We start from the raw sequence: 22,566 nt of genomic DNA on the forward strand, positions 1-22,566 counted from the left end.
GCATGGGCAGCGCCGGGCCATGCCCGGCGGCTCCATCAGCCGTAACGTGCCTTCAGCATCGTCCAGGCCGAACGCAGGGCCAGGGCTTCGCCACCGGCCGGGCGGCCCGGGCGCTCGCCATCGTTCCAGGCATACACGTCCAGATGTGCCCAGCGCTGTCCGTCTTCCAGGAAGCGTTCCAGGTACAGCGCGGCGGTGACCGAGCCGGCCATGCGCGAACCGGCGTTGGCCAGGTCGGCGATGCCGCTGCTCAGGTAACGCAGGTACGGGCGCCACAACGGCATGCGCCACACCGGGTCACGGGTGGCGTCGCCAGCCTGCAGCCACTGCTGGGCGAGCGTGTCATCGTTGCTGAACAGCGCCGGCAGGTCCGGGCCCAGCGCGATGCGTGCCGCGCCGGTCAGCGTGGCGAAGTCCAGCACCAGGTCCGGCTTCTGCTCACCGGCGAACGTCAGCGCGTCGCACAGGATCACCCGGCCTTCGGCATCGGTGTTGTCGATCTCCACGCTCAGGCCCTTGCGGGTGGCGATCACTTCGCCCGGACGGAAGGCATCCGGGCCGATCGCATTTTCCACCGCCGGTACCAGCAGGGTCAGGCGCACCGGCAGCTGCTGGGCCATCACCAGCCCGGCCAGGGCCAGCGCGTGTGCGGCGCCGCCCATGTCCTTCTTCATGTTGCGCATGCCATCGGCCGGCTTGATGTCCAGGCCGCCGGTATCGAAGCACACGCCCTTGCCGACCAGTGCCAGCGCCGGGTCGGTCTCCTTGCCCCAGCGCAGCACGATCAGCCGCGGCGCACGGTGCGAGGCACGGCCCACCGCATGGATGGCCGGGAAGTTCTGCGCCAGCAGTTCGTCGCCGGTGATGGCTTCCACCTGCGCGCCATGCGCTTCAGCCAGGGCACGCGCGGCGTCTTCCAGCTGCTGCGGGCCCATGTCTTCGGTCGGCGTGTTGACCCAGTCACGCACGCGCAGGCTGGCGGCGATCAGGTCGGCCACTTCGCCGGTCGGTGCAGCCACCAGCTGGGCCGGCGCGCGGTTGCGCTTGCGGTAGCGGTCGAAGCGGTAGCTGCCCAGGCCCCAGCCCAGCTGCAGCAGCGCCTGCTCGGCGGCCGGCAGTTCGCTGGCCAGCTGCCACACGCTACCTTCCGGCAGGGCATGCGGTGCATGGGCGTAGCTGTAGGCATCGGCACGATCACCGACGCCGATCACCGCGCCAGCCAGGCCATCGGCGCCGGGCAGCAGCGCAACCGAATGCGCGCCCGCAGTGAAGCCCTGCGACTTCAACCACGCCTGGGTGGCAGCAGATTGGCTGTTCTTCCACGCCTCGAACTGGCTGCGGTCCAGCACGTGCAGCGGCAGTGCGGCGGTGGTGTCGGCGGTGAAGCCAGTGATCTCGCTCATGCGTCAGGTACTCCGGGATGCGTCAGCGTCGGCGGCGTCGAGGTTGGCATCGAGCCAATCGGCCAGGCCGGTGAGGGTGTCGAACTGCAGGTCAGGCTGCAGCTGCGGATGGTTCCAGGTGGCCGCTTCGCGGTTGATCCAGCAGCCGCGCAGGCCGGCAGCCATCGCGCCGGCCACGTCCATCTCGACGTGGTCGCCCACGTGCAGCACCTGCGCCGGGGCGACGCCCAGGCGGTCGCAGGCAGCGTGGAAAATGCTCGCTTCCGGCTTGGCCGCGCCATGCTCGCGCGCGCCCAGCTGGAAGCTGAAGTGATGGGCCAGGCCGATCCGTTCCAGATCGGCGTTGCCGTTGCTCAACGCGGCCACCGGCACCCGCGCGGCGATACGCGCCAGTGCGTCCAGCGCATCGGGGTAGCACTCCACCTGGTTGCGCGCGGCGTAGAACACTTCATACGCCGGTTCCAGAAGATCCAGGCTGGCGCCACTGTTTTCCAGCGCCTCCTGGATCGTCAGCCGGCGCAGCGCGCTCAGGTCGAAATGCAGGTGGGGGTTGTCGCGGAACGAGCGCTCGCGCAGTTCGCGCATGGCCGCCACCGGATACATCGCGGCGGTGGCGGGGCTGTGTTCGCGCATCCAGTCGAACAGGACCTGGTCGATGCGGGCGCCGATCGGAGCGAACGGCCACAGCGTATCGTCGAGGTCGAGGGTGATGGCAAGGACAGGGAATTTCACCCCGCCATTCTACGCCTGCCCGCGCGGGCTTTCATGCGCGCGGCGGGCAGGCGCCGCCGCCGTCAGTGGCTGCGCAGGTCGTAGGAGCAGTACAGGACGGTCTGGCCATCGACGCGATCGACGCTCAGGTCATGCCTGCCCACTTCGCGCCGGTAGCCACCGGCCACCGGCGGCGGCATCTTCGCCAAGGCGGCGACCTTGCTGATTTCCGCGCTGCCGAAGTACGCCGTGTAACTGTCCACGCCATCCTCGCCGCTGGAGCCGTCGTAGGAAGTCACATGGGTCACCGGCAGGCCAAGCACCATCAGCGGCGAGGCCAGTGTGTAGCCGTCGTCGTACTCGTCCCTGGTCTTGGCCCCGGCGGGCATCAGCACCTTGGCCATGGCATCGAACTGTTCGGGCGTGAGATGGCGCTGGCAGGTGATGGCCTCCACCAGCTGGGTGCGGGCCACTTCCGCACTGGGCGGGGCGGCGGCGAAGGCGGGGGCGGCCAGGCAGGTCAGGGCGAGGCATCGACGCGCGAAAGAGAACATGGGGAGGGTTCCATCCTGGGAAAAAGCGGGCGCATATTCTGCCAGCCTTCGCCGTCCCACCGTTCCTCTCCCCGCACGCCCGTCGATGGAGCGCGCCTCACTCCAGCAGCCGCGCCCAGCCGTGCATGCCGTCCAGCCGCGCCAGCACCAGCTTGATGCAGACCAGCAGCGGCACCGCCAGCAGCAGGCCGATCATGCCCCAGGCCCAGCCGAACACCATCAGCGCCAGGATCAGCACCAGCGGTGACAGTTTCATCTGCCGACCAAGCACGATCGGCGTCACCAGCTGCCCTTCCAGGGTATGCAGGGCCAGGTAGGCGGCCGCAGGCAGCAGTGCCTGCAGCGGGTCGCGGAACTCGACAAAGCCCATCAGCAGCATCAATGCGACGCCGAGCAGCGGACCGACATAGGGCGCGAAATTCAGCAGCGCCGCCACGGTTCCCCACAGCAGCGCCTCCTGCAGGCCGATGCCCAGCAGCATCAGCACCCCGGCCAACAGCAGGCCGACCACCGTGTTGATCACGCTGATGGTCAATACGTAGCGCGACACCTCATGCTCGATCGAGCGCAGGATGTCACTGGTGAAACGCTGCTGCTGCCGGTTCGGGAACAGGGCGATCGCTGCACGCTGCAGGCTCTGGCCGTAGATCATGAAGAACAGCGTCAGCAGCACGACGGCCAGCACCGAGGCGGCCAGCCGCGGCGCACGGGTGAGCATCCGGTAGGGGTCGTCCAGCTGGGTGCGGATCACCTGCACCTTGCGGTTGCCGTCGCCGCCGGCCACGCGCGCGAAATTCTCTGCGGCCTGGTTGGCCTGCTGCACCGGCTTGGTCAGGTCCTGCACCTGGCGCGCAACCTTGCGCAGCTGCTGCGGTGCTTCCTGTGCCCAGTCCATCGCCGGGCCGATCAGCTGCACCGCCAGCGCACCGGTCACGCCCAGGCCGGCGCCCAGCACCAGCAGGGCGCCGAGCGCGCGCGGAATCCACAGCTTCTGCAGCAGGCGCAGGATGGGGTTGCCGACTAGGGCGAAGAACATCGCCAGCAGGACCGGCAGGATGATGTCCTGCGCCGCCCACAGGGTGAACGCCACGGCCAGGGTCGCCAGGATCACCAGCGACATCGGGCCACGTGGGCGCGAGGGCGGCGGCAGGGGTGCGGACTCGTCCGGCGCAGGCGACGACGGGGACAACAGGGACTCGCTCATCGACGCACCGACCAGAAAGAGAAGCCCATTATCGGCCCGCCGCGATCAACGCGGCGGGTAAGGTTCGTCAACGTTCGGACATCTCGGTCGCCGCTTCGGCCGGACGGGGCTCACGCAGCTCGGGCTCGGCCACCGGGCGTGCTGCCGGTCGTGCCGCAGCGGCGGGTGGCGGCCCGGCCGCCTCATCCACCTGGTCGGCGGCATCGTCTGCGGTTTCCGCCGCCTGCGCCGCCACCACCGAAGCAAACGCGGCCTGGGCGCTGGCGAACAGGCTGGACACCGAACCGACCATCTGCAGCCAACGCGCTCCGTTGACCTTGCCCGGAACCTCCAGCTTGCCGGCGATGAATCCGCCGGCCAGACCCACCACCACGATGCGCAGTGGCGACCAGCCCTGTCGCCAGACCTGGCTGAGCACGTTCCAGTGGTCCTGGGTCTCGCCGAGGCGCACGGCCATCACCTGTTCGCAACGTTTCACACGCCGCTGCAGTGCACCGAACTTCATGGCTTGCCCTCCGGGATCTGCACGCCGGCATCGGGATCATCATCGGTGGGCTCATCGAACAGGCCCAACCGGGACAACTGACGCCGGGTGGCGTGCATGCCGGTGTGGTGGAAGAAGTAGGAAACGCGCCAGATCGCATAGCCGGTGACGGCCAGGCTCAGCAGCGAGGTGATCAGCAGGGCCTGCAGCCAGCTCAGGCCGAAGCTCTGCAGCAGGGCGATGAGGGTGGCGGCCAGCAACAGCCAGGCCGACGCACCGAACACGATGGCGACGCCGGCCCAGGCCAATGCGCGGCCGAATGCGCTGCGCGCCAGCGCGAAGTCCGCCGACGCCAACCGGCGCAGCGAACGCAGTGAGTGCTTGGCCGAATCGGCAGTCGCCTGGCCGGCTGCGCCGACCTGGCGGATGCTTTCGTCCAACGGCGGCGTGGCCGCCGGATCAGGACGTTGCGTGGTGTCTTCGCTCACGCCGCAGCTTACTTGTCGCTGCCGCGGGCCAGCTTGGCGATGATCCAGCCGGTAGCGAAGGCCACGCCGAACGAGGCCAGCGGACGTTCGCGGATCAGCTCAGCAGCGCTGTCGATCAGGTCCTTGCCCTTGTCCATCAGCGCGTCGACCTGTTCCTTGGCGGCGGCACCACCGAACTCGGCAGCAGCCAGGCCCGACAGCGCGCTGTCGGAAAGTTCAGCCTTGACGTTGGCCTTGCCGATGCGCAGTTCATCGGTCGCGGCGCCGGTAGCGCCCTTGATCGCACCGCCGGCAGCGCTGGCGGCCTGCTTCAGGTGGGAACCGGCTTCACCCAGGTGGTCCTTCAGGTTCTCGGTATTGGTGGGGCTCATCGAATCACTCCTGTTGCGATGGGGGAACGGGCGATCGGCGCTTGGCCGACCTGGACGTACAGCAATAGCATCACGTGGGTATAGGGGGCGTTACGGCCAGGCGATCAGCGCATCACCAACTGGCCCTGCTGCTGGCCATTGTTGCGCAGCACGCGCAGCACCAGGGTGGGCGGGCGCTGCTGGAAATTGGCGCGCCAGCTGGCCAGGTCGGCGAACTCGCCCACCGTGGCGTCGGTGATGATGTCGCCCTGCTGCAGGCCATTGGTCGCGGCGCGGCTGCCGCGCTTGACCTCGCTGACCAGCACGCCGCCCACGCCAGACTGACGCAGCGATTCGGGCAGGTCGACGAAGCTGGCACCGGTCAGGCGCGGGTCCAGGCTCTCGCCGCTGACCACGCGCGCCTGTTCCTTCAGCGTTGCCTTGATCTGCAGCGGCTTGCCTTCGCGGCGAACGTCCAGAGTCAGCACGCTGCCCACCGCCGCCAGGCCTTCCACGTTGTGCAGTGCTTCGGCACTGTCCACGCGCTGGCCGTTGGCCGATACCACCACGTCGCCCGGCTTCAGTCCTGCGGCGGCACCGGCCGAACCGGCCAGCACGCGGGTTACCAGGGCGCCACGGGTTTCGCCCAGGCCCAGGCCCTGCGCGATCTGCGCGCTCAGGTTCTGGCTTTCGATGCCCAGCGTGCCGCGCACCACCACACCATGCTTGACCAGCTGGTCGACCACGCTGCGGGCCAGGTTCGACGGAATCGCCAGGCCCAGGCCGATGTTGCCGGCCATGCTGCCCTGCGGGTTGAAGCTGGCGGTGTTGATGCCCACCAGCTGGCCCTGCAGGTTGACCAGTGCGCCACCGGAATTGCCGGGGTTGATCGATGCATCGGTCTGGATGAAGTTCTGGTAGCCCAGCCCGCGGATGCCACTGCGGCCCACCGCCGAGACGATGCCCGAGGTGACCGTCTGGCTGAAACCGAACGGATTGCCGATGGCGACCACGAAGTCGCCCACCCGCAGCTGGTCGCTGTTGCCCAGCTTGATGTCGGTCAGGTTCTGCGCCGGAATGCGGATCAGCGCGATGTCGGTGTCGCGGTCCGAGCCGAGGAACTCGGCCTTCACCGTGCGCCCATCGGCCAGTGTCACCTGCACGTCATCAGCGTTGTCGATGACGTGGTGGTTGGTCAGCACCAGGCCTTCGGTGGCATCGATGATGACGCCCGAACCGAGTGACTCGTTGATCCGCTCCTGCGGGATGTCCGGGAACAGGCGGCGGAAGAACGGGTCGTTGAAGAACGGGTTGCGTACCCGCACCACCTGCTTGGTGTTGACGCTGACCACCGCCGGCATCGCCTTTTCCAGCATCGGTGCAAGCGAAGGCACCGCCTGCCCGGCGACCGCGGCCGGCAGCGCTGCGGAGGTGGGCAGTACCGCCGGCAGCGGAGCGGCATCGGCACGGTTGTCCAGGTGCGCATTGAGGCCGGTGGCAACGAAGCCGCCGAAGGCAGCGGCGATTGCGAGCGTAAGCAGGGTGGGAAGCGGTCGCATGGGAGTCGGTTCGCAGGCTGAGGTTGGGGCCGTTGACGCATACGGTAGAACAAGCTGAATGAGTGTGTCGCGATCTGGATAAATGCCCCATGAAAATCCGACCCTCACCGCAGGCGCCGGAAAGCTGACGCGCGCACCACAACGCTGTTCGCGACAGCCGCGAGCGAGTGCCGCAAGGCACGCCGGCAGCGCCCTGATACACCGCGACACTTGCGCAGTTCCGCGCATCCCGACCTTGCGATGACGCTCAGTGCTGCGCGGATGTGTGGCTGCTGCCAGTGCCTGCATCGGCACGCCAGCAGCAGGCAGGCTGCGCAGCACACTGCTTAAAAAAAGGGATTTCCTGACTGCGGGGCACGTCCGCCGCCGCTATCGCTTACTCCAGTTGCGTCGCACAGGATGCGATTGGCCGGCCGTGCCCGTTCCACGATAGCCATTGTCGGTATAGCATCGCCCCGTTTTGACAATCCAGGCCCCTAGGAGGGCAACATGAGCAACGGTAATGGTGTGTCGGTCGTGACCGACGCCGTCGAGAACGTGAAAGAAACCGCCACCAACGTCGGCGAGACCATCGCCCACGCCGCCGAAGACGCAGTGAAGTCGGTCAAGAAGACCGTCAAGCGCGCCCGCAAGGCTGCCACCACCCGCGTCGCCAAGGCCAAGAAGGTCGTGGCCAAGGTCGAGAAGACCGTTGCCAAGAAGGCCGAGAAGGCTGCCAAGTCGGTCGGCAAGACCGTTGCCAACGCCAAGAAGAAGCTGGAAGCGGCCAAGAAGAACGCCAAGGCCGAAGCTGCTGCCCTGAAGAAGGAAGTGGCCAAGAAGAAGGCGGCTGCCGGCAAGACCGTGACCAAGAAGGTTGCTGCTGCCAAGAAGACCACCAAGGCTGCCGGCAAGAAGGTCGCTACCGTGAAGAAGGCCGCCACCAAGAAGGTTGCGACCGCCAAGAAGGCTGTGGCCAAGAAGACCGCTGCTGCCAAGAAGGTTGTCGGCAAGAAGGTCGCTACCGCCAAGAAGGCTGTGGCCAAGAAGACCGTGGCCGCCAGGACGGTCGTCGGCAAGAAGGTCGCTACCGCCAAGAAGGCTGCGGCCAAGAAGACCGTCGCTGCCAAGAAGGTCGTCGGCAAGAAGACTGTCGCTGCCAAGAAGGTCGTCGGCAAGAAGACCGTCGCTGCCAAGAAGGTCGTCGGCAAGAAGACCGTCGCTGCCAAGAAGGTCGTCGGCAAGAAGACCGCCACTGCCAAGAAGGTTGTCGGCAAGAAGACCGCTGCTGCCAAGAAGGTTGTCGGCAAGAAGGTCGCTGCTACCCGCAAGACGGTCGCCAAGAAGGCTGCACCGCTGAAGAAGGCCGTGGCCAAGAAGGCTCCGGCCAAGAAGGCCGTGCGCAAGGCTGCCAAGCGCAAGTAATCGCGCGTGGTTTGAAGGCCCTTCCGCTCATCGGGCGGGAGGGCCTTCTGCGTTTTCGGGGGGGGGGACTGATCATTGCCTGGCGTGGATCTGCGGCAGCAGCCTGGGGCAAGATGAAGGTCTTCCGCAGGAGCCCTGACCATGCGCGGCATCGATTTCAGTTCCTGGCAGGGCGTGCTGTCCACCCTGGCCGGGTTGGTCCTGATCACCCTGCTCGGCGTGGGCATCCGCCTGCTGGTGATGCAGACCCTGCAGCAGCGCCGCGAACGAGAGAATCGGCAGATCAATGAGCGGCTGCGTACCTTGATGGCGGCCTACAAGACGCTGGGCGGCTCCTTCACCGGTGAGCTGGGGGTCGATCCAACCCACCTGCGCGACCTGCGCCAGCGGGCCCACGAAGAAGGCATCGCCGAGCCGGGCTCGGATCGGGCCCGGCGCATCCGCGATGCGGTCGAAGCGGCCTTGTCGGACATCCTGCTGCTGGGCACCGACGAGCAGGTACGGCTGGCCGCGCGCGCTGCCAGTGAACTGGCACAGGGGCGTGCGGTGCACACACACGAACTGGTGATCTCGCTGCGCGACTTCGTCCGCGAGGCGCTGGACCTTGCGCCGGTACCGGCCGACCTGGAGATCCCGCGCCAAGGGCCTACCCGCCCTGCGGGCAGCGGTGGCGGAAGTGGCAAGGGCCGCAACGAGGGCGACGCCAAGGGCGGTCGCACCGGTGGAGGTGGCGGCGGTGGCGGCGGCATGGGTGCCGGAATGGGCGGGCTGGGTGTTGGTGCCGGTGCTGCGCTGGGTGCCGGCCACGCGGCCGGTGAGGATGAAGCGGGCGCCCGCTGAGGACGCCCGCCCGGGTCAGCGCTTGAGTTCGAAGATCGGCTCGAATCCGCCGTAGATCATCCGTGCACCGTCGAACGGCATGGGATTCTTCGACGGGTCCAACCGCGGGTCTTCCATCATTTTCTGCATGCCTGCATCGCGGGTGGCCTTGTCCGGCCACTCGATCCAGGAAAACACCACGGTCTCCTCCGCCGTGGCTTTCACCGCGCCGAAGAAGTCGGTGGTCTTGCCGTGCGGCACGTCATCGCCCCAGCACTCGACCACGCGCAGCGCGCCGTGTTCGAGGAACACCACGTCGCCGCTGCGCGCGTGGGCGAGGAACTTCTCCTTGTTGGCGGTGGGCACCGCCAGGACGAAACCATCGATGTAGCTCATCGCTTGCCTCCGGAATGGACCGTGCCAGGTGCACGGCCTTCATTGAGTCGACGCTTCAGGGCGCGGCAAATCGACATCGATTGCCGCGCCATTGAATCGAAGCGCGTGCGCGTACCGCGCGCGTATGCCTGAGCCTTGCTGAATCAATGCAAAAAATTCAGCAATGCGAAGACCGCTGTTTTCAGGGAGCGTTGTGGCGAATAACGGAGAATTTACATTCCCGATGCGATGGCGCCCTGGCGCTGCTGCACACCATAAGAAAGTAAAGGTGTACCCCCATGAAGAATTCGCTGATTGCTCTGGCTCTGGCCGCTGCCCTGCCGTTCACCGCTTCGGCCGCCGAGAACCTGTCCTACAACTACGCCGAGGCTGACTACGCCAAGACCGACGTTGACGGCATCAAGGCTGATGGCTGGGGCGTGAAGGGTTCCTACGGCTTCCTGCCGAACTTCCACGCTTTCGGCGAGTACAGCCGTCAGGAAGTCGACCACACCAACATCAAGGTTGACCAGTGGAAGGTCGGTGCCGGCTACAACGTCGAAATCGCTCCGTCGACCGACTTCGTTGCCCGCGTCGCCTACCAGAAGTTCGACCAGAAGCACGGCCTGGATTTCAACGGCTACAGCGCTGAAGCCGGTATCCGTACCGCGTTCGGTGCCCACGCTGAGGTCTACGGCCTGGTCGGTTACGAAGATTATTCGAAGAAGCACGGCGTCGACATCGACAGCCAGTGGTACGGCCGTCTGGGTGGTCAGGTCAAGCTGAACCAGAACTGGGGCCTGAACGGCGAGCTGAAGATGAACCGCCACGGCGACAAGGAATACACCGTCGGCCCGCGCTTCAGCTGGTAATTGCATCTACGGCGCGCCCGCGCGCTGTTCGTGCTGAAACAGGCCCGGCATTGCCGGGCCTGTTGCGTTGTGGGAATCAGAACAGAGTCTGACTGCGATGCGCGGCGTCATGTTGCATTGCAATGAATTGGATTCCGCCACCGCCAGTGGCGGCCTACGGTGGATATCCCGTGCTGCCGGATACACCGCGATGCCGCCCGTACTCCCACCGCTGCTCCCCGACCGGCCGCGCCGTCTGGCGCTGCTGGATCCGCATCCGGTGCTGCGGCTGGGGGTGGAAGTGCTGCTGCACCAGCACAGCGGCGTGCACGTGCGCGGCAGCTACGCCAACGAAGATGACCTGGTGGAACTGCTGCAACGCGAACCCGGCTGCGTTGACCTGCTGGTGATCGATGCGCTGCCGCTGGGGGATCTTGGCGACGGGTTGCAGCTGCTGCGCGGATTGTCCCGGCGCTGGCCCAGCCTGCCGATACTGGTGCTGTCGGCGCACTGCAATGCCAGCACCGTGGCCACGACGATGCAGGCCGGCGCACGCGGCTTCCTGTCCAAGGCGACCACGCCGGAAATGCTGCTGCGCGCGGTGGACGTGGTGGCCCGCGGTGGGCGGTTCGTGCCCCCGGAGCTGCGCACGCAGCTGAATCGATCGCGCGCGCGGCGCATGTCGGCGCCCAGCCTGACGCCACTGAGCCGGCGTGAACGCGAAGTGCTGCGGCTGGTGCTGCAGGGGTGCAGCACCGGCGAAGTGGCCCGGCGCTTCCAGCGCTCGGCCAGCACGATCAGCACGCAGAAGAAAGCGGCCTACCAGAAGCTCGGCATCCGCAGCGATGTCGAACTGTTCCGCATCCGCCACCTGCTGGAGTGTGGCTGACGGGCGCGCTTACTCGCCCTGGTACTGCTTTTCCTCGACCAACGCCGAACCGGCAACACGGTTGATCTCGTTCTTCACCTGTACGCGTTCGCCGTTGGTGCCGTACACGCCGCGCGCCAGCTGGATGAACGCCTCGTCGAATACCTGCGCCGCTTCCTTGTCGCGCAGCTGGTCCTGGATCTCCCACATGCGCTCGTTGATGGCCTTCAACTGCGTCTTCAGCGCGGCCAGTGCCGGCTGCGCGTCAAGCTGCTGCTGCAGCAGCGGCAGCAGGCCGTCAAGCTCGGTGCGCACGTTGGCCAGCTTGGTCGCATCGTCGATGCGCTCGGCCTTGATCTCGAGAATGGTGATCTTGTCGATCAGCTCGCCGATCGATACCGGGGTCAGGATGGCGTCCACGTGGTTGGTTCCTGGAAATAGGCCCGCATGATACCGCGCCCACCGCAGCGCGGATTTACGCTGAATTTGCGCTGGCACGGCAGCATCGCCATCGAACCGTTACGGCCCTGCCATCGACACTGCCGTCCCGGCGGACAGACCGCCTTCGACGAGGAAGTGAGTGCAGTGAAGAGCAAGGGGATGATCATGGCCAGCGCGGCCGCACTGGCGGGGCTGCTGTGCGCCGGCAGCGTGCAGGCGCAGGTGCAGGTGAGTGGCACGGCGGCATTGACCAGCGACTATGTCTGGCGCGGCAGTTCGCAGAGCGAGGGCGATCCGGCCGCGCAGGTGGGGGCAAAGGTGACGGTGGGTTCGGGCTGGTATGCCAGCGCATGGGGATCGAATGTCTCGTTCACGCCGGACAGCGGGGCACGCAGCGAGTTCGATCTCGTCGCCGGCTGGTCCGGCGCGCTGTCGCCGGACTGGAGCCTGGATGCGAACCTCACCCGGTATGTCTATCCGGGCACTGGCCGCGCACTGGACTGGACCGAACTCAATGTCACCACCACCTGGAAGCAACGCGCCTGGCTGCAGGTTGCCCACTCCAACGATGCCCTGGCCGGCGGCCGTCGCGGCACCTACGCACAGCTGGGCGTGCGGGTGCCGTTGAACGAGCGCGTGCGGTTGGAAGCGGCGGTGGGGCAGTACTGGCTGGCCACCGCGCAGGGGCCGGACTACCTGCATGGCCAGCTCAGTGCCATTGCCACGTTGACGCCGGCCTGGGAACTGCGCGCCACCGTGCATGACACCGACAGCGCCGCCAAGCGTCTGTTCCCGGGCAATGCCGGTGGACGCTGGGAACTGGCGCTGCAGGGCAGCTTCTAGTCGGCCGACGCGGCCTGGCGTGCGCGCCAGGCACTGGGCAGCCACACCAGCAGGGCCAGTACCGCCACCGCGGTACCGGCCACGCACACGCCGGTCCAGCCGAAACGCTGGTAGACCTGTGCCGACAGCAGCGAGCCCAGCGAACCCCCGATGAAATAGCCGGTCATGTAACCGGCATTGAGGCGGTTGCGTGCCTCCGGCTGCAGTGCGTAGATCAGGTTCTGGTTGCTGACATGCAGCAGCTGCGCGGCCAGGTCCAGCACCACCACGCCGACCAGCAGCGCCAGCAGCGAATACGCCGACAGCCCCAGAGGCAGCCAGGACAGCAGCAACAGCACCAGCGCAATGGCCGTGGCCCGGCCGGTCTGGCCACGATCCGACATGCGCCCGGCAAGGCCGGCAGCCAGCGTACCGGCGGCACCGACCAGCCCGAACAGGCCGATGGTGGCGTCGCTGTAGGCATACGGCGGCTGCGCCAGCAGGAAGGCCAGTGGCGTCCAGAAGATCGCGAACATCGCAAAGCTGCACGCGCCGAGCAGCGTGCGCTGGCACAGCACCGGTTCCTGCACGAACAGCGTGCCGATCGAGCGCAGCAGCGCGAAGTAGCTCAGCCCGGCGCTGTGGTGGAAACGCGGCAGGCCGCGCTGCAGGGCCAGCGCGGTCAGCACCAGCGTTCCTGCAGCGATCGCATAGACCAGGCGCCAGTCGCCCAGGCTCGACAGCAGCCCGGCCACGGTGCGTGCCAGCAGGATGCCCAGCAGCAGCCCGCTCATCAGCGTGCCGACCACGCGGCCGCGATGCTCCGGTGCGGCCAGGGTGGCGGCGAACGGCACCAGCACCTGCGCCACCACCGAGAACAACCCGGTGATCGCGGTACCGGCCAGCAGCCATGGCAACGACGGCGCGCACGCGCTGATCACCAGCCCGCTGGCCGACAGCAACGTCATCACCACGATCAGCCGGCGGCGCTCGAACAGGTCACCCAACGGCACCAGCAGGATCAGGCCAGCGGCGTAGCTCAACTGCGCAGCGGTCACCACCATGCCGACCTGGCCGAAAGGCACGCCGAAGGCATCGGCGATGGTATGCAGCAACGGCTGCGCGTAGTAATTGCTGGCCACCGCGACGCCGGTGGCGACCGACATCAACAGGATCTGCCAGCGCTGCAGGGGAGGAAGGGAAGGAGACACGCGATGTTCCGTGAAGCAGGGCAGCACAGTGTCTGCCTGCTGCGGTCATGATGGAAATGAATCATCATCATCGCTGTCATCTGGAATTGAGATACGGGTGTGAACCTGAAGCAGCTCGAGTTCGCCGTGGCCCTGGCTGAAGAGGGCAACTTCACCCGTGCGGCCGCGCGCTGCCACGTCGTGCAGTCGGCCCTGAGCCATCAGATTGCCCATCTGGAGCAGGAGCTGGGCACGGTGTTGTTCGAGCGGCTGCCGCGCCAGGTGCGCGCCACCGCGGCGGGAGAGGCGTTGCTGGTGCACGCCCGGCAGGTGCTGGCCAGCCTGCGCCACCTGCGTGCCGACGTCGCTGCCGTCAGTGGTGACGTGCGCGGACTGCTGGCGATCGGGCAGATCTCGTCGCTGACCGGCGTCGACGTGGTGGCCATGCTGGCTGCCTTCCAGCAGCAGCACCCGCAGGTGGAGTTCCAGTTGCGGGTGGACAAGAGCGAGACCCTGCTGCAGCAGGTGCAGTCGCGCGCACTGGACGTGGCGCTGGTGGGGCTGGCGCCGTCGGCCCATCTGGAGGGCGTCTGCCACCAGATGCTGCAGGAAGAGGATCTGGTGGCCGTGCTGGCGCCGCAGCATCGGCTGGCCACGCGCCAGCGGTTGCCGTTGGCGGCGCTGCAGGATGAGGCCCTGGTCGATTTCCCGCGGGGGACCGGCGCGCGCCGGCAGACCGATGATGCGTTCGCCGCAGCGGGCCTGCCGCATCAGGTGCGTTTCGAGGTCAACCTGATGGAACTGGTCGAGCGCTTCGTCCGCCACGGCCTTGCGGTGGGCATCGTGCCAGTGCGGATCGCCGACGGTTTTGAAGGGGTGGTGCAGGTGCCGCTGCAACCGACCCCGACCCGGCGCGTACATCTGGTCTGGCAGCGCCTGCCGACGCCGGCCGCACGCGCCTTCGTCGACGCCGTGCTCAGCTGCGCAGGCGCAGGCTCAGGCCCTTGAGGAAGTTGCGCAGCATCTGGTCCAGGCAGCGCCGGTAGTTCTTGTGGCCGGGCTGGCGGAACAGCGCGCCGAGTTCGGATTTGGAGACGTTGAAGCCGATGCTGGTGAAGATCTCCATCATGTCGACATCGCGCAGCTGGAAGGCCACGCGCAGCTTCTTCAACACCAGGTTGTTGTCGATGCGGGTTTCCACCGCGCGCGGCGCCTGGCCCTCATCGTGACCGCGCAGGTGCAGGATCAGGCCATCGAGGAAGTGCGCCAGCGCACTGTCGCTCATCGGCTGGAAACCCGGCTCGTCTTCACGCAGCAGCCAGGCCTTGGCCTGGTCGACATCCACTTCGAACGCCGGATCGGCCATCTGGCACAGGGTCACCACGTGGTGGTCGCCGAGGTCCAGGGAGTAGCGCACGCTGCGCAGTACATCATTATTGATCATGGCCCATTGTACCGGCCCTGCGGCTGTAACCGGACTGTCACCGGATTGCAGCATCGTGAGCGCTGTTCTGCAGAGACCCTCTCCGATGCGCCGGTACCTCCTTTCCGTTCTGCTGGCCGCCAGCAGCTTCGCCGCCACCGCCCAGGACCGTTTCGTGCCCGTGGAGCAGCGTCTCAGCGCGGCCCAGCTGGCCGAAGTGGGCCTGGACGCGACCCAGCTGCAGACCCTGAACCGCGTGCTGCGCGAGGCCGAGGCATCTACGCCCGTACCCACGCGGGCGGCGGTTGCGGCCAACACCGGCGCGCCGTTGCCGGCCAACGTTCCCGCCCCGGCGGCGATGCACCTGGGCCTGGAAGAGGGGCCAGTCAGCGCGCGCGTGGTCGGCGACGTCGCGGGTTGGCAGCCGGGCTCGGTGTTCACCCTCGACAACGGTCAGCAGTGGCAGGTGATGAAGGGCCAGATGAAGCTGCGCAAGACCCTGCAGGCACCGCAGATCGAGGTGATTCCGGGTATCGCCGGACGCTGGTTCCTGCAGGTCGACGAAGATCTGCCGAAGGCACGCGTGTTCCGCCTGCGCTGACCGCGCGCACCGCAGCGGGCCGATCAGGCAACGCAGCCGTGGGCCGACGGTGCCAGAATGGCGGTCTGGTTTCCCACGGAGTTGTCTGATGACCCGAACCGTCCTGATTACCGGCGCCACTTCCGGCTTCGGCGCCGCTGCCGTACACCGCTTCGCCCAGGCGGGCTGGAAAGTGATCGCCACCGGCCGTCGCAGCGAACGCCTGCAGCCGCTGGTCGAGCGCTACGGCAAGGAGGTGGTGCACGCGGCCGTGTTCGACGTGCGTGATCCGGTCGCGATGGAAGCGGCACTGCTGGCGCTGCCGCCGGCCTTCGGTGACATCGATCTGCTGGTCAACAATGCCGGTCTGGCCCAGGGCACCGCGCCGGCGCAGAGCGCCAGTCTGAAGGACTGGACGACGATGATCGACACCAACATCACCGCGCTGGTCACCCTGACCCATCGCCTGTTGCCGCAGCTGGTGGAGCGCAAGGGCGCCATCATCAACATTTCGTCGGTGGCCGGTGTCTATCCGTATCCGGGCGGCAACGCCTATGGCGGCACCAAGGCGTTCGTCAGCCAGTTCTCGCTGGGCCTGCGTTCGGACCTGCACGGTACCGGTGTACGCGTGACCACCATCGAGCCGGGCATGGCCGAAACCGAGTTCACCGTGGTCCGCACCCATGGCGACCAGGTTGCGTCGGACAAGCTGTACACCGGCGCCAACCCGATGACCGCCGAAGACATCGCCGAGCAGATCTTCTGGGTGGCGAGCCTGCCCCCGCACCTGAACATCAATCGCCTGGAACTGATGCCGGTCAGCCAGTCGTTCGCCGGTTTCCAGGTTGCCCGCGAGAGCTGATCCGCTGTCTGCAGCGTCGAGCCCGGCGCTGCACGGGCAAAAAAAAAGCCGGGCAATGCCCGGCTTTTTTCATTATGCCTGCACGCTTACTGCGCCTTGATCGCCATCGCCTGCAGGCCGGTGCCATCCAGCTTCTGCTTGGCTTCGGAAAGCTCACCGGCGGTGCCATAGGGCCCCATGCGTACGCGGTACACGGTCTTGCCGTTGATCTGCGCCGACTCCACGCGTGCGGCCAGGCCCATCATCGCCAGCTTGGCCTTGGTCGCTTCGGCATCGCCGGACGCGCCGAACGCACCGGCCTGCAGGATGTAGCGGGCGTTGTCGGCCGGTGCCGGGGCTGCTGCAGTGCTGGCGGTGGCCGGCGCGGTTTCGCTGCGTGCCGCAGGAGCGGCGGCAACGGTGCTGGTGCTGGCCGGCGCGGTGGTGGCCGCTGGCGCGGCGGTCGTCGGGCGTTCACTCACCGGCGTCGGCAGCGGACGGCTGGTGGCGGTCACCGGCGCGGTGCTGGCAACGCTCGCCGTCGCCGCAGGGGCTGCGGCCGCAACCGCCGCCGGCACGGGCTTGCCTTCCAGTGCGGCCTGCGCGCGCTGCGCTTCGGCCTTGCTCCGGCGCTGTTCCTCGGCGCGCGCGCTGGCGGCCAGTTCGGCGTCGGACATCTCCACTTCCTTGCCAGGCAGCAGGGTGTAGAAGTCGTACTGGGTGGCGGCCGGCTTTTCCGGCTCAGCCGGTTTCGGCGTGACCGGCTGTGCGGCCGGCTGGGTGCCGACATCGCCTTCGCCATCGGCCACCGGCGCCGGCTGCGCGTTCGGGTTCGGCTGCGGACCGGCGCGCAGGAAGCCATCGCCCTCGCCCTTGAACAGGTTCGGCGCCGCCAGGAACACCACGGCGGCGATCGCCACGCCGGCAACCAGCCACACCCATCCGGGCGTGCCTTGGCTGCTGTTGCGCCGAGCCTGTGTCTTGCCGCGTCGTGCTGCCATGTCTACTGCGTCTCCTGAGGCTTACATTTTTTCCGGGGCGGAAACGCCCAGGAGGTCGAGGCCGTTGGCCAGTACCTGGCGCGCCGCGCAGGCCAGGGTCAACTTGGCATTGCGATCGGTCGCGTCGTCCACCAGCACCGGCGTCCCGTGATACCACGTGTGGAAGGCGTGCGCCAATTCGCGCAGGTACTGCGCGACCAGATGCGGTTCCAGCGCCACGCCGGCCGCTTCCACCACTTCCGGATAACGCGAGATCTCGTTCATCAGGGCCAGCGATGCGTCATCGGCCAGGCGGCCCAGATTGGACAGGCCGGTGCCCTGTTCGTAGACCAGACCCTTCTCCTGCGCCTGGCGCAGCAGGCTGCAGACACGGGCATGTGCGTACTGCACGTAGAACACCGGGTTGTCGTTGCTCTGCTGACGGGCCAGGTCGATGTCGAAGGTCAGCTGTGAATCGGGCTTGCGTGCGATCAGGAACCAGCGGGTCGCGTCGCGGCCGGCTTCTTCGATGAGGTCGCGCAGGGTGAAGTAGCTGCCGGCACGCTTGGACAGCTTCACTTCCTCGCCGCCGCGCATGACGGTGACCATCTGGTGCAGCACGTATTCAGGCCAGCCCTGCGGGATGCCCACTTCCATGGCCTGCAGGCCGGCACGCACGCGCGCCAGTGAACCGTGGTGGTCCGCGCCCAGTTCGGTGATCGCGCGCTCGTAGCCGCGCTGCCACTTCGACAGGTGGTAGGCCACGTCCGGCACGAAGTAGGTGAAGGTGCCGTCGGACTTGCGCATCACGCGGTCCTTGTCGTCACCGAAGTCGGTGCTGCGCAGCCACAGCGCGCCGCCTTCCTCATAGGTATGGCCCGACGCCTGCAGCTTGGCCACTGCCTCGGCGACCTTGCCATCGGCGTACAGCGAGCTTTCCAGGAAGTAGATGTCGAAATCCACGCCGAACGCGGCCAGGTCCAGGTTCTGCTCGTTGCGCAGGTAGGCCACGGCGAAGCGGCGGATCGCCTGCAGGTCGTCCGGGTCCTTGGCGCCGACCACCAGGGTGCCTTCCAGGTCGACGCTGGCGCCGGACATGTAGGCACGTGCCACGTCGGCGATGTAGTCGCCGCGGTAGCCGCCTTCCGGCCAGCCTTCCTGGTCCGGGGCAATGCCCTTCACCCGGGCCTGGGTCGACAGCGCCAGGTTCTCGATCTGCACGCCGGCATCGTTGTAGTAGAACTCGCGCTTGGCATTCCAGCCGTTGGCATCGAGCACGCGTGCCACGCAGTCGCCGATGGCCGCGGCGCGGCCGTGGCCGACATGCAGCGGACCGGTCGGGTTGGCCGACACATACTCCACGCCTACCGTGCGGCCATTGCCGGACAGGTTGCGGCCGTAATCGGCGCCTTCCTTGATGACGGTGACGGCTTCACGCTGGTACGCGGCCGGCGCCAGGTGGAAATTGATGAAGCCGGGGCCGGCGATCTCGACCTTGCTGACGTCTTCGCTGCGCGGCAGTGCCTCGACCAGCGCCTGTGCCAGTGCGCGCGGATTGCTGCGCGCGGCCTTGGCCAGCAGCATCGCGGCGTTGGTGGCGAAGTCGCCATGGTCGCGGGTCTTCGGGCGCTCGACCACGAAGTCCGGCGGCAGGGAGTCGACGGGCAGGGTGCCATTGGCGCGCAAGGCTTCGATGCCTTGGCTGATCAGGGCGCGGAGGAGATTTTTCACGAGGCCTGCTGTGAGAATGAGCGGCGGAATCGCCCATTTTAGCGCAGATGCCGGCCTCAACGCTGACCGGGGCCTGCCTGCCAGGGCACGCGTCGCGGCGTGCTGCTGCGGGGCTCATCCGACCAGGCGGGCCTGGAGCGGTGGCAGAAGACCCCGTTCAGCAAACGAAACCGGACGCCCCTCGCCGACCACGAAGTGGTCCAGCAGGCGGATGTCGACCAGTGCCAAGGCCCGTTGCAGTTCCTCGGTGATCTGCGCGTCGGCGGCCGAGGGTTCCGGGTCGCCAGAGGGATGGTTATGGCTGAGGATGACCGCGGCGGCGTTGTGCAGCAGGGCTCTGCGCACTACTTCACGGGGGTAGACCGGGGCCGCGTTGATGGTACCGGCGAACAGTTCCTCGCAGGCGATCAGGCGGTGGCGGTTGTCCAGGAACAGGACCACGAACAGTTCCCGTGCCTGCCCACGCAGACGGTGCTGCAGGTAACGGCCGACGGCGGCAGGGTTGTTGCCGACCGCTTCGCCCTGTTGCAGTTCAGCGGCCAGGTAGCGGTGGGCCAGCTCCAGCCCTGCGGCCAGCGTGCAGCTGCGAGCCGGCCCCAACCCGGGGAGTTTCGATAGTTCGCGGGCGGAGCGGTCCAGCAGCACGCGCAACGGGCCGTGGGCGAGCAACAGGTCGCGCGCGGTCTGTACGGCGTCCCGGCCGCCAATGCCGGAACCCAGGAACAGGGCCAGCAGTTCGGCGTCGGACAGTGAAGTGGGACCGCGGGCCAGCAGCTTCTCGCGGGGGCGCTCTTCTTCGGGCCATTCATGGATGGGCATGGCACCCATCATGGCGATCATCGCCGACCGCTCCCATAAGCCCTTGCCGCACCTGCGGGTCGGCCAAGCCCTCAGTCGCGCCGGGTCTGCAGGTAGTCGTAGAGTTCCTGGTTGGTCTGCAGGCCCAGCTTGCGCATGGCTTCGGCCTTCTGCCGGCTGATCGTCTTCGGGCTGCGCCCGCTGCGGTCGGCGATGGCATTGATGTTCAGGCCATCGGTCAGCAGTTGCAGCACTTCCAGTTCGCGTGTCGACAACGCAGCCGGTGGATGGGGGAACAGCAGATCGCGGGCCTGCAGGTGGCGCCGCAGCTGGTCGGAAACGAACACCTGCCCGGCCATGGCGGCATGCAGGGCCTGCGGTAGTTCGGCGAAGTCGGCGCTCTTGTCGACAAGGCCGTGTACGCCATCGCGCAGCAGGCCATCGAGCAAGCCCGGGTGCCTGGCCCCGGTCAGCACTACCACGGGAAGGTCGGGATGGCGTTGGCGCAGCTCGGCCAGCAGTTCAGGGCCGTCCGGGCCGGGGCCGGGCATGGACAGGTCGGTGAGTACGGCGTGGCAGGGCTGCTGGACCAGCAGCTGCAGCAGTCCGGCACCGTCGGCAGCGGCACCGGCCACGTCCATCTGGTGACGCTCAAGCACGATTCGGATGCCGTGCAGGACGACCGGATGGTCGTCGGCAATGATGATGCGCGGTTGCACGGGGAACTCCTGGGAAATCGAACGGCACACCTCGGTGGCCAGCAATGATTCTGCAAAGCGGGGACGCGAAGAGGTATAGGAAAGTTCCGAATCGGCGCGCAGCAAACCCGGAAAACTCCATCGGCCCCCGCCCATGTGCTGATAGCCGCCCGCTATGTGCCGCGTGCACCGGGAGGTTGCTGGCCTTCGGGTAAGCTAACGCCCTCGTTTGCACAGGAATTCCAGGTGGCTGATTCTCCCAACGCTTCCCCGACGCGGACCCGCGCGCTGGAAGGCCAGAAACTGCTCTTGTGTGTCGGTGGCGGGATCGCGGCCTACAAGGCCCTGGAACTGGTTCGACGCCTGCGTGATGCCGGTGCGCTGGTGCAGGTGGCGATGACGGCCGGCGCCCAGCAGTTCGTCACCCCACTCAGCTTCCAGGCCCTTTCCGGCCAGCCGACCCGCACTACCTTGTGGGACAGCGCCGCCGAACAGGCCATGGGCCACATTGAACTGGCACGCTGGGCCGATCGCATCGTGATCGCGCCAGGCACCGCCGACCTGCTGGCCCGCCTGGCCCAGGGCCACGCCGACGACCTGGTCAGCACCTTGTGCCTGGCCAGCACCGCACCGCTGACCGTGTGCCCGGCGATGAACCATCGGATGTGGCTGCATCCGGCCACCCAGGCCAATATCGCCCTGCTGCGCCAGCGCGGCGCGCAGGTGATCGGTCCGGTCGATGGGCCGCTGGCCGAAGGCGAATCCGGCCCCGGTCGTTTGGCCGAGCCGGCCGACATCGTCGCCGCCCTGGCCGCCAACGGCGCTGCCGCTGCCGCAGCGCCGGAAACGCGCGCCCTGCAGGGCCTGCGACTGCTGATCAGCGCTGGCCCGACCTATGAAGACATCGATCCGGTGCGTTACGTGGGCAACCGCAGCAGCGGCAAGATGGGCTACGCGCTGGCCGCCGCTGCCGCCGGGCTCGGTGCCCAGGTGGTGCTGGTCAGCGGCCCGGTGCAGCTGCCGACGCCGCCCGGCGTGCAGCGCATCGATGTGCGCTCTGCCGCGCAGATGCGCGAAGCGGTGCTGGATGCGCTGCCGGCCGACATCTACATCGGTGCTGCCGCCGTTTCCGACTACACCCCGCGCCAGGTGGCCGCGCAGAAGCTGAAGAAGACCGCCGACAGCCAGTCGCTGGTGATCGAGTTGGTGCGCACCCCGGACATCCTGGCCGAGGTTGCCGCGCAGACGCAGTCGTTGAAGCTGGTGGTCGGCTTTGCCGCCGAGACCCACGATGTGGAGAAATATGCGCGCGGCAAGCTGGTCGACAAGCGCCTGGACCTGGTGATCGCCAACCAGGTGGGCATCAGCGGCGGTGGTTTCGAAAGCGACAACAATGCCGCCACGGCCTTCTGGCAGGATGGCGAACAGGTATTCCCGGCTACTTCCAAGCGTGAGCTGGCCGAACAACTGCTGGCGCTGATCGCGCGGAGGCTTCAGGCATGACCCAGGCAAGCAACACCCACGGACTCTCCCCGCAACCGTTGCAGGTAAAGCTGCTCGACCCCCGCTTCGGCGACAGCTGGCCGCTGCCGGCCTATGCCACCGAAGCCAGCGCCGGCATGGATCTGCGCGCGGCGCTGGAAACCGCGCTGACCCTCCAGCCGGGCGATACCGCACTGGTTCCCAGCGGCCTGGCCATCCATATCGCCGATCCTCATCTGTGCGCAGTGATCCTGCCGCGTTCGGGCCTGGGCCATCGCCATGGCATCGTGCTCGGCAACGGCACCGGCCTGATCGACGCCGACTACCAGGGGCCGCTGCTGATCAGTGTCTGGAACCGTGGCCGCGAGGCCTTCACCATCGAGCCGGGCGATCGCATCGCCCAGTTGGTGATCGTGCCGATTGCCCGCGTCAGCCTGCAGGTGGTGGATACTTTCACCGACAGCGTGCGGGGAACGGGTGGATTCGGCCATACCGGGGTGCGTTGACAGG

26 protein-coding genes are annotated in these 22,566 nt (G+C 67.4%); 10 read left to right on the forward strand and 16 right to left on the reverse strand.

The window, feature by feature from the left end; genetic code table 11:
* Positions 1-35 precede the first annotated feature (35 nt).
* From AC1DCU_RS15575 to AC1DCU_RS15610, 8 genes are all read right to left on the reverse strand, one after another.
* The gene (locus AC1DCU_RS15575) at positions 36-1,403 is read right to left on the reverse strand and encodes a leucyl aminopeptidase family protein (protein ID WP_032978292.1); all 1,368 of its coding nucleotides are present in this window, start codon (positions 1,401-1,403) and stop codon (positions 36-38) included.
* Positions 1,404-1,406: 3 nt separating this feature from the next.
* Positions 1,407-2,135 carry an HAD family hydrolase gene (locus tag AC1DCU_RS15580; RefSeq protein WP_025878355.1) on the reverse strand — a complete coding sequence of 243 codons (729 nt, stop codon included), beginning with the start codon at positions 2,133-2,135 and terminating at the stop codon, positions 1,407-1,409.
* 62 nt (positions 2,136-2,197) lie between these two features.
* On the reverse strand, positions 2,198-2,668 hold the full coding sequence (locus AC1DCU_RS15585; RefSeq protein WP_032978295.1) for a hypothetical protein: 471 nt from the start codon (positions 2,666-2,668) through the stop codon (positions 2,198-2,200).
* Between the two features lie 97 nt (positions 2,669-2,765).
* Complete coding sequence (locus tag AC1DCU_RS15590) at positions 2,766-3,872, reverse strand: AI-2E family transporter (protein WP_025878356.1); 1,107 nt, start codon at positions 3,870-3,872, stop codon at positions 2,766-2,768.
* A gap of 67 nt (positions 3,873-3,939) precedes the next feature.
* A complete protein-coding gene (locus AC1DCU_RS15595; RefSeq protein WP_025878357.1) occupies positions 3,940-4,377 on the reverse strand; it encodes a hypothetical protein in 438 nt (145 codons plus the stop codon).
* The gene (locus tag AC1DCU_RS15600) at positions 4,374-4,844 is read right to left on the reverse strand and encodes a phage holin family protein (RefSeq protein WP_442251799.1); all 471 of its coding nucleotides are present in this window, start codon (positions 4,842-4,844) and stop codon (positions 4,374-4,376) included. Before AC1DCU_RS15600 ends, AC1DCU_RS15595 begins: the two co-directional genes overlap by 4 nt.
* A gap of 8 nt (positions 4,845-4,852) precedes the next feature.
* Complete coding sequence (locus tag AC1DCU_RS15605) at positions 4,853-5,215, reverse strand: hypothetical protein (RefSeq protein WP_025878359.1); 363 nt, start codon at positions 5,213-5,215, stop codon at positions 4,853-4,855.
* A 104-nt stretch (positions 5,216-5,319) separates the two neighbouring features.
* Positions 5,320-6,753 carry a Do family serine endopeptidase gene (locus AC1DCU_RS15610; RefSeq protein ID WP_025878360.1) on the reverse strand — a complete coding sequence of 478 codons (1,434 nt, stop codon included), beginning with the start codon at positions 6,751-6,753 and terminating at the stop codon, positions 5,320-5,322.
* A 489-nt stretch (positions 6,754-7,242) separates the two neighbouring features.
* On the opposite strand from AC1DCU_RS15610, the gene AC1DCU_RS15615 reads away from it, so the two are divergent.
* Both AC1DCU_RS15615 and AC1DCU_RS15620 read left to right on the forward strand, forming a co-directional pair.
* Positions 7,243-8,157, forward strand: a complete 915-nt coding sequence (locus tag AC1DCU_RS15615) for a histone (protein ID WP_313116509.1) — start codon at positions 7,243-7,245, stop codon at positions 8,155-8,157.
* Between the two features lie 141 nt (positions 8,158-8,298).
* Positions 8,299-8,997 carry a hypothetical protein gene (locus tag AC1DCU_RS15620; RefSeq protein WP_059064128.1) on the forward strand — a complete coding sequence of 233 codons (699 nt, stop codon included), beginning with the start codon at positions 8,299-8,301 and terminating at the stop codon, positions 8,995-8,997.
* A 15-nt stretch (positions 8,998-9,012) separates the two neighbouring features.
* Here the strand turns inward: AC1DCU_RS15620 and AC1DCU_RS15625 are convergent, their stop codons facing one another.
* On the reverse strand, positions 9,013-9,372 hold the full coding sequence (locus AC1DCU_RS15625) for a DUF1428 domain-containing protein (RefSeq protein ID WP_025878363.1): 360 nt from the start codon (positions 9,370-9,372) through the stop codon (positions 9,013-9,015).
* 278 nt (positions 9,373-9,650) lie between these two features.
* Between AC1DCU_RS15625 and AC1DCU_RS15630 the strand changes: the two genes are divergently transcribed.
* On the forward strand, positions 9,651-10,223 hold the full coding sequence (locus tag AC1DCU_RS15630) for an OmpO family porin (RefSeq protein ID WP_025878364.1): 573 nt from the start codon (positions 9,651-9,653) through the stop codon (positions 10,221-10,223).
* Between the two features lie 190 nt (positions 10,224-10,413).
* Complete coding sequence (locus AC1DCU_RS15635; RefSeq protein ID WP_033832821.1) at positions 10,414-11,091, forward strand: response regulator; 678 nt, start codon at positions 10,414-10,416, stop codon at positions 11,089-11,091.
* A gap of 9 nt (positions 11,092-11,100) precedes the next feature.
* On the opposite strand, the gene AC1DCU_RS15640 is transcribed toward AC1DCU_RS15635, so the two are convergent.
* Entirely contained in the window at positions 11,101-11,490 is a 390-nt protein-coding gene (locus tag AC1DCU_RS15640; protein WP_025878366.1) for a DUF6165 family protein, read from the reverse strand.
* Between the two features lie 165 nt (positions 11,491-11,655).
* On the opposite strand from AC1DCU_RS15640, the gene AC1DCU_RS15645 reads away from it, so the two are divergent.
* A complete protein-coding gene (locus AC1DCU_RS15645; protein WP_080150464.1) occupies positions 11,656-12,354 on the forward strand; it encodes a TorF family putative porin in 699 nt (232 codons plus the stop codon).
* Here AC1DCU_RS15645 and AC1DCU_RS15650 read toward each other — a convergent pair.
* The gene (locus AC1DCU_RS15650; RefSeq protein WP_428700737.1) at positions 12,351-13,499 is read right to left on the reverse strand and encodes an MFS transporter; all 1,149 of its coding nucleotides are present in this window, start codon (positions 13,497-13,499) and stop codon (positions 12,351-12,353) included. The two genes, AC1DCU_RS15645 and AC1DCU_RS15650, sit on opposite strands and share 4 nt — an antisense overlap.
* A gap of 144 nt (positions 13,500-13,643) precedes the next feature.
* On the opposite strand from AC1DCU_RS15650, the gene AC1DCU_RS15655 reads away from it, so the two are divergent.
* Positions 13,644-14,531 (forward strand): LysR family transcriptional regulator, encoded by an 888-nt coding sequence (locus tag AC1DCU_RS15655; protein ID WP_059064129.1) that lies wholly within the window; start codon positions 13,644-13,646, stop codon positions 14,529-14,531.
* Here AC1DCU_RS15655 and AC1DCU_RS15660 read toward each other — a convergent pair.
* On the reverse strand, positions 14,500-14,967 hold the full coding sequence (locus AC1DCU_RS15660) for a YehS family protein (RefSeq protein WP_025878370.1): 468 nt from the start codon (positions 14,965-14,967) through the stop codon (positions 14,500-14,502). The two genes, AC1DCU_RS15655 and AC1DCU_RS15660, sit on opposite strands and share 32 nt — an antisense overlap.
* Before the next feature lie 85 nt (positions 14,968-15,052).
* Between AC1DCU_RS15660 and AC1DCU_RS15665 the strand changes: the two genes are divergently transcribed.
* Positions 15,053-15,547 (forward strand): hypothetical protein, encoded by a 495-nt coding sequence (locus AC1DCU_RS15665; RefSeq protein WP_099844680.1) that lies wholly within the window; start codon positions 15,053-15,055, stop codon positions 15,545-15,547.
* An 88-nt stretch (positions 15,548-15,635) separates the two neighbouring features.
* Positions 15,636-16,388, forward strand: a complete 753-nt coding sequence (locus tag AC1DCU_RS15670) for an SDR family NAD(P)-dependent oxidoreductase (protein ID WP_025878372.1) — start codon at positions 15,636-15,638, stop codon at positions 16,386-16,388.
* An 86-nt stretch (positions 16,389-16,474) separates the two neighbouring features.
* Here AC1DCU_RS15670 and AC1DCU_RS15675 read toward each other — a convergent pair whose 3' ends face one another.
* The 4 genes from AC1DCU_RS15675 to AC1DCU_RS15690 form a co-directional block, all read right to left on the reverse strand.
* Positions 16,475-17,368: an SPOR domain-containing protein gene (locus tag AC1DCU_RS15675; RefSeq protein ID WP_032977036.1), complete on the reverse strand. Its 894-nt coding sequence runs from the start codon at positions 17,366-17,368 to the stop codon at positions 16,475-16,477.
* A 21-nt stretch (positions 17,369-17,389) separates the two neighbouring features.
* The gene (gene argS / locus AC1DCU_RS15680; RefSeq protein WP_025878374.1) at positions 17,390-19,078 is read right to left on the reverse strand and encodes an arginine--tRNA ligase; all 1,689 of its coding nucleotides are present in this window, start codon (positions 19,076-19,078) and stop codon (positions 17,390-17,392) included.
* Positions 19,079-19,192: 114 nt separating this feature from the next.
* Positions 19,193-19,897, reverse strand: coding sequence for a RadC family protein (radC, locus tag AC1DCU_RS15685; protein WP_032977045.1), 705 nt, complete (start codon positions 19,895-19,897; stop codon positions 19,193-19,195).
* A gap of 71 nt (positions 19,898-19,968) precedes the next feature.
* Positions 19,969-20,595, reverse strand: coding sequence for a response regulator (locus AC1DCU_RS15690; RefSeq protein ID WP_025878376.1), 627 nt, complete (start codon positions 20,593-20,595; stop codon positions 19,969-19,971).
* A gap of 225 nt (positions 20,596-20,820) precedes the next feature.
* Here AC1DCU_RS15690 and coaBC point away from each other — a divergent pair, with 225 nt between their 5' ends.
* On the forward strand, positions 20,821-22,077 hold the full coding sequence (gene coaBC, locus AC1DCU_RS15695; protein ID WP_059064131.1) for a bifunctional phosphopantothenoylcysteine decarboxylase/phosphopantothenate--cysteine ligase CoaBC: 1,257 nt from the start codon (positions 20,821-20,823) through the stop codon (positions 22,075-22,077).
* A complete protein-coding gene (dut, locus tag AC1DCU_RS15700; RefSeq protein WP_025878378.1) occupies positions 22,074-22,562 on the forward strand; it encodes a dUTP diphosphatase in 489 nt (162 codons plus the stop codon). The genes coaBC and dut overlap by 4 nt, the downstream gene beginning before the upstream one ends.
* Positions 22,563-22,566 lie beyond the last annotated feature (4 nt).

Source organism: Stenotrophomonas sp. 10L48, assembly GCF_056395105.1.

Coding starts and splice junctions, on each gene's coding strand:
- AC1DCU_RS15620 (WP_059064128.1), top strand. CDS start 8,299: ATGCGCGGCATCGATTTCAGTTCCTGGCAGGGCGTGCTGTCCACCCTG.
- AC1DCU_RS15595 (WP_025878357.1), bottom strand. CDS start 4,377: ATGAAGTTCGGTGCACTGCAGCGGCGTGTGAAACGTTGCGAACAGGTG.
- AC1DCU_RS15630 (WP_025878364.1), top strand. CDS start 9,651: ATGAAGAATTCGCTGATTGCTCTGGCTCTGGCCGCTGCCCTGCCGTTC.
- AC1DCU_RS15590 (WP_025878356.1), bottom strand. CDS start 3,872: ATGAGCGAGTCCCTGTTGTCCCCGTCGTCGCCTGCGCCGGACGAGTCC.
- AC1DCU_RS15650 (WP_428700737.1), bottom strand. CDS start 13,499: ATGTCGGTCGCCACCGGCGTCGCGGTGGCCAGCAATTACTACGCGCAG.
- AC1DCU_RS15615 (WP_313116509.1), top strand. CDS start 7,243: ATGAGCAACGGTAATGGTGTGTCGGTCGTGACCGACGCCGTCGAGAAC.
- AC1DCU_RS15610 (WP_025878360.1), bottom strand. CDS start 6,753: ATGCGACCGCTTCCCACCCTGCTTACGCTCGCAATCGCCGCTGCCTTC.
- AC1DCU_RS15625 (WP_025878363.1), bottom strand. CDS start 9,372: ATGAGCTACATCGATGGTTTCGTCCTGGCGGTGCCCACCGCCAACAAG.
- AC1DCU_RS15675 (WP_032977036.1), bottom strand. CDS start 17,368: ATGGCAGCACGACGCGGCAAGACACAGGCTCGGCGCAACAGCAGCCAA.
- radC (WP_032977045.1), bottom strand. CDS start 19,897: ATGCCCATCCATGAATGGCCCGAAGAAGAGCGCCCCCGCGAGAAGCTG.
- AC1DCU_RS15665 (WP_099844680.1), top strand. CDS start 15,053: ATGCGCCGGTACCTCCTTTCCGTTCTGCTGGCCGCCAGCAGCTTCGCC.
- dut (WP_025878378.1), top strand. CDS start 22,074: ATGACCCAGGCAAGCAACACCCACGGACTCTCCCCGCAACCGTTGCAG.
- AC1DCU_RS15605 (WP_025878359.1), bottom strand. CDS start 5,215: ATGAGCCCCACCAATACCGAGAACCTGAAGGACCACCTGGGTGAAGCC.
- AC1DCU_RS15660 (WP_025878370.1), bottom strand. CDS start 14,967: ATGATCAATAATGATGTACTGCGCAGCGTGCGCTACTCCCTGGACCTC.
- AC1DCU_RS15670 (WP_025878372.1), top strand. CDS start 15,636: ATGACCCGAACCGTCCTGATTACCGGCGCCACTTCCGGCTTCGGCGCC.
- AC1DCU_RS15635 (WP_033832821.1), top strand. CDS start 10,414: ATGCCGCCCGTACTCCCACCGCTGCTCCCCGACCGGCCGCGCCGTCTG.
- AC1DCU_RS15575 (WP_032978292.1), bottom strand. CDS start 1,403: ATGAGCGAGATCACTGGCTTCACCGCCGACACCACCGCCGCACTGCCG.
- AC1DCU_RS15585 (WP_032978295.1), bottom strand. CDS start 2,668: ATGTTCTCTTTCGCGCGTCGATGCCTCGCCCTGACCTGCCTGGCCGCC.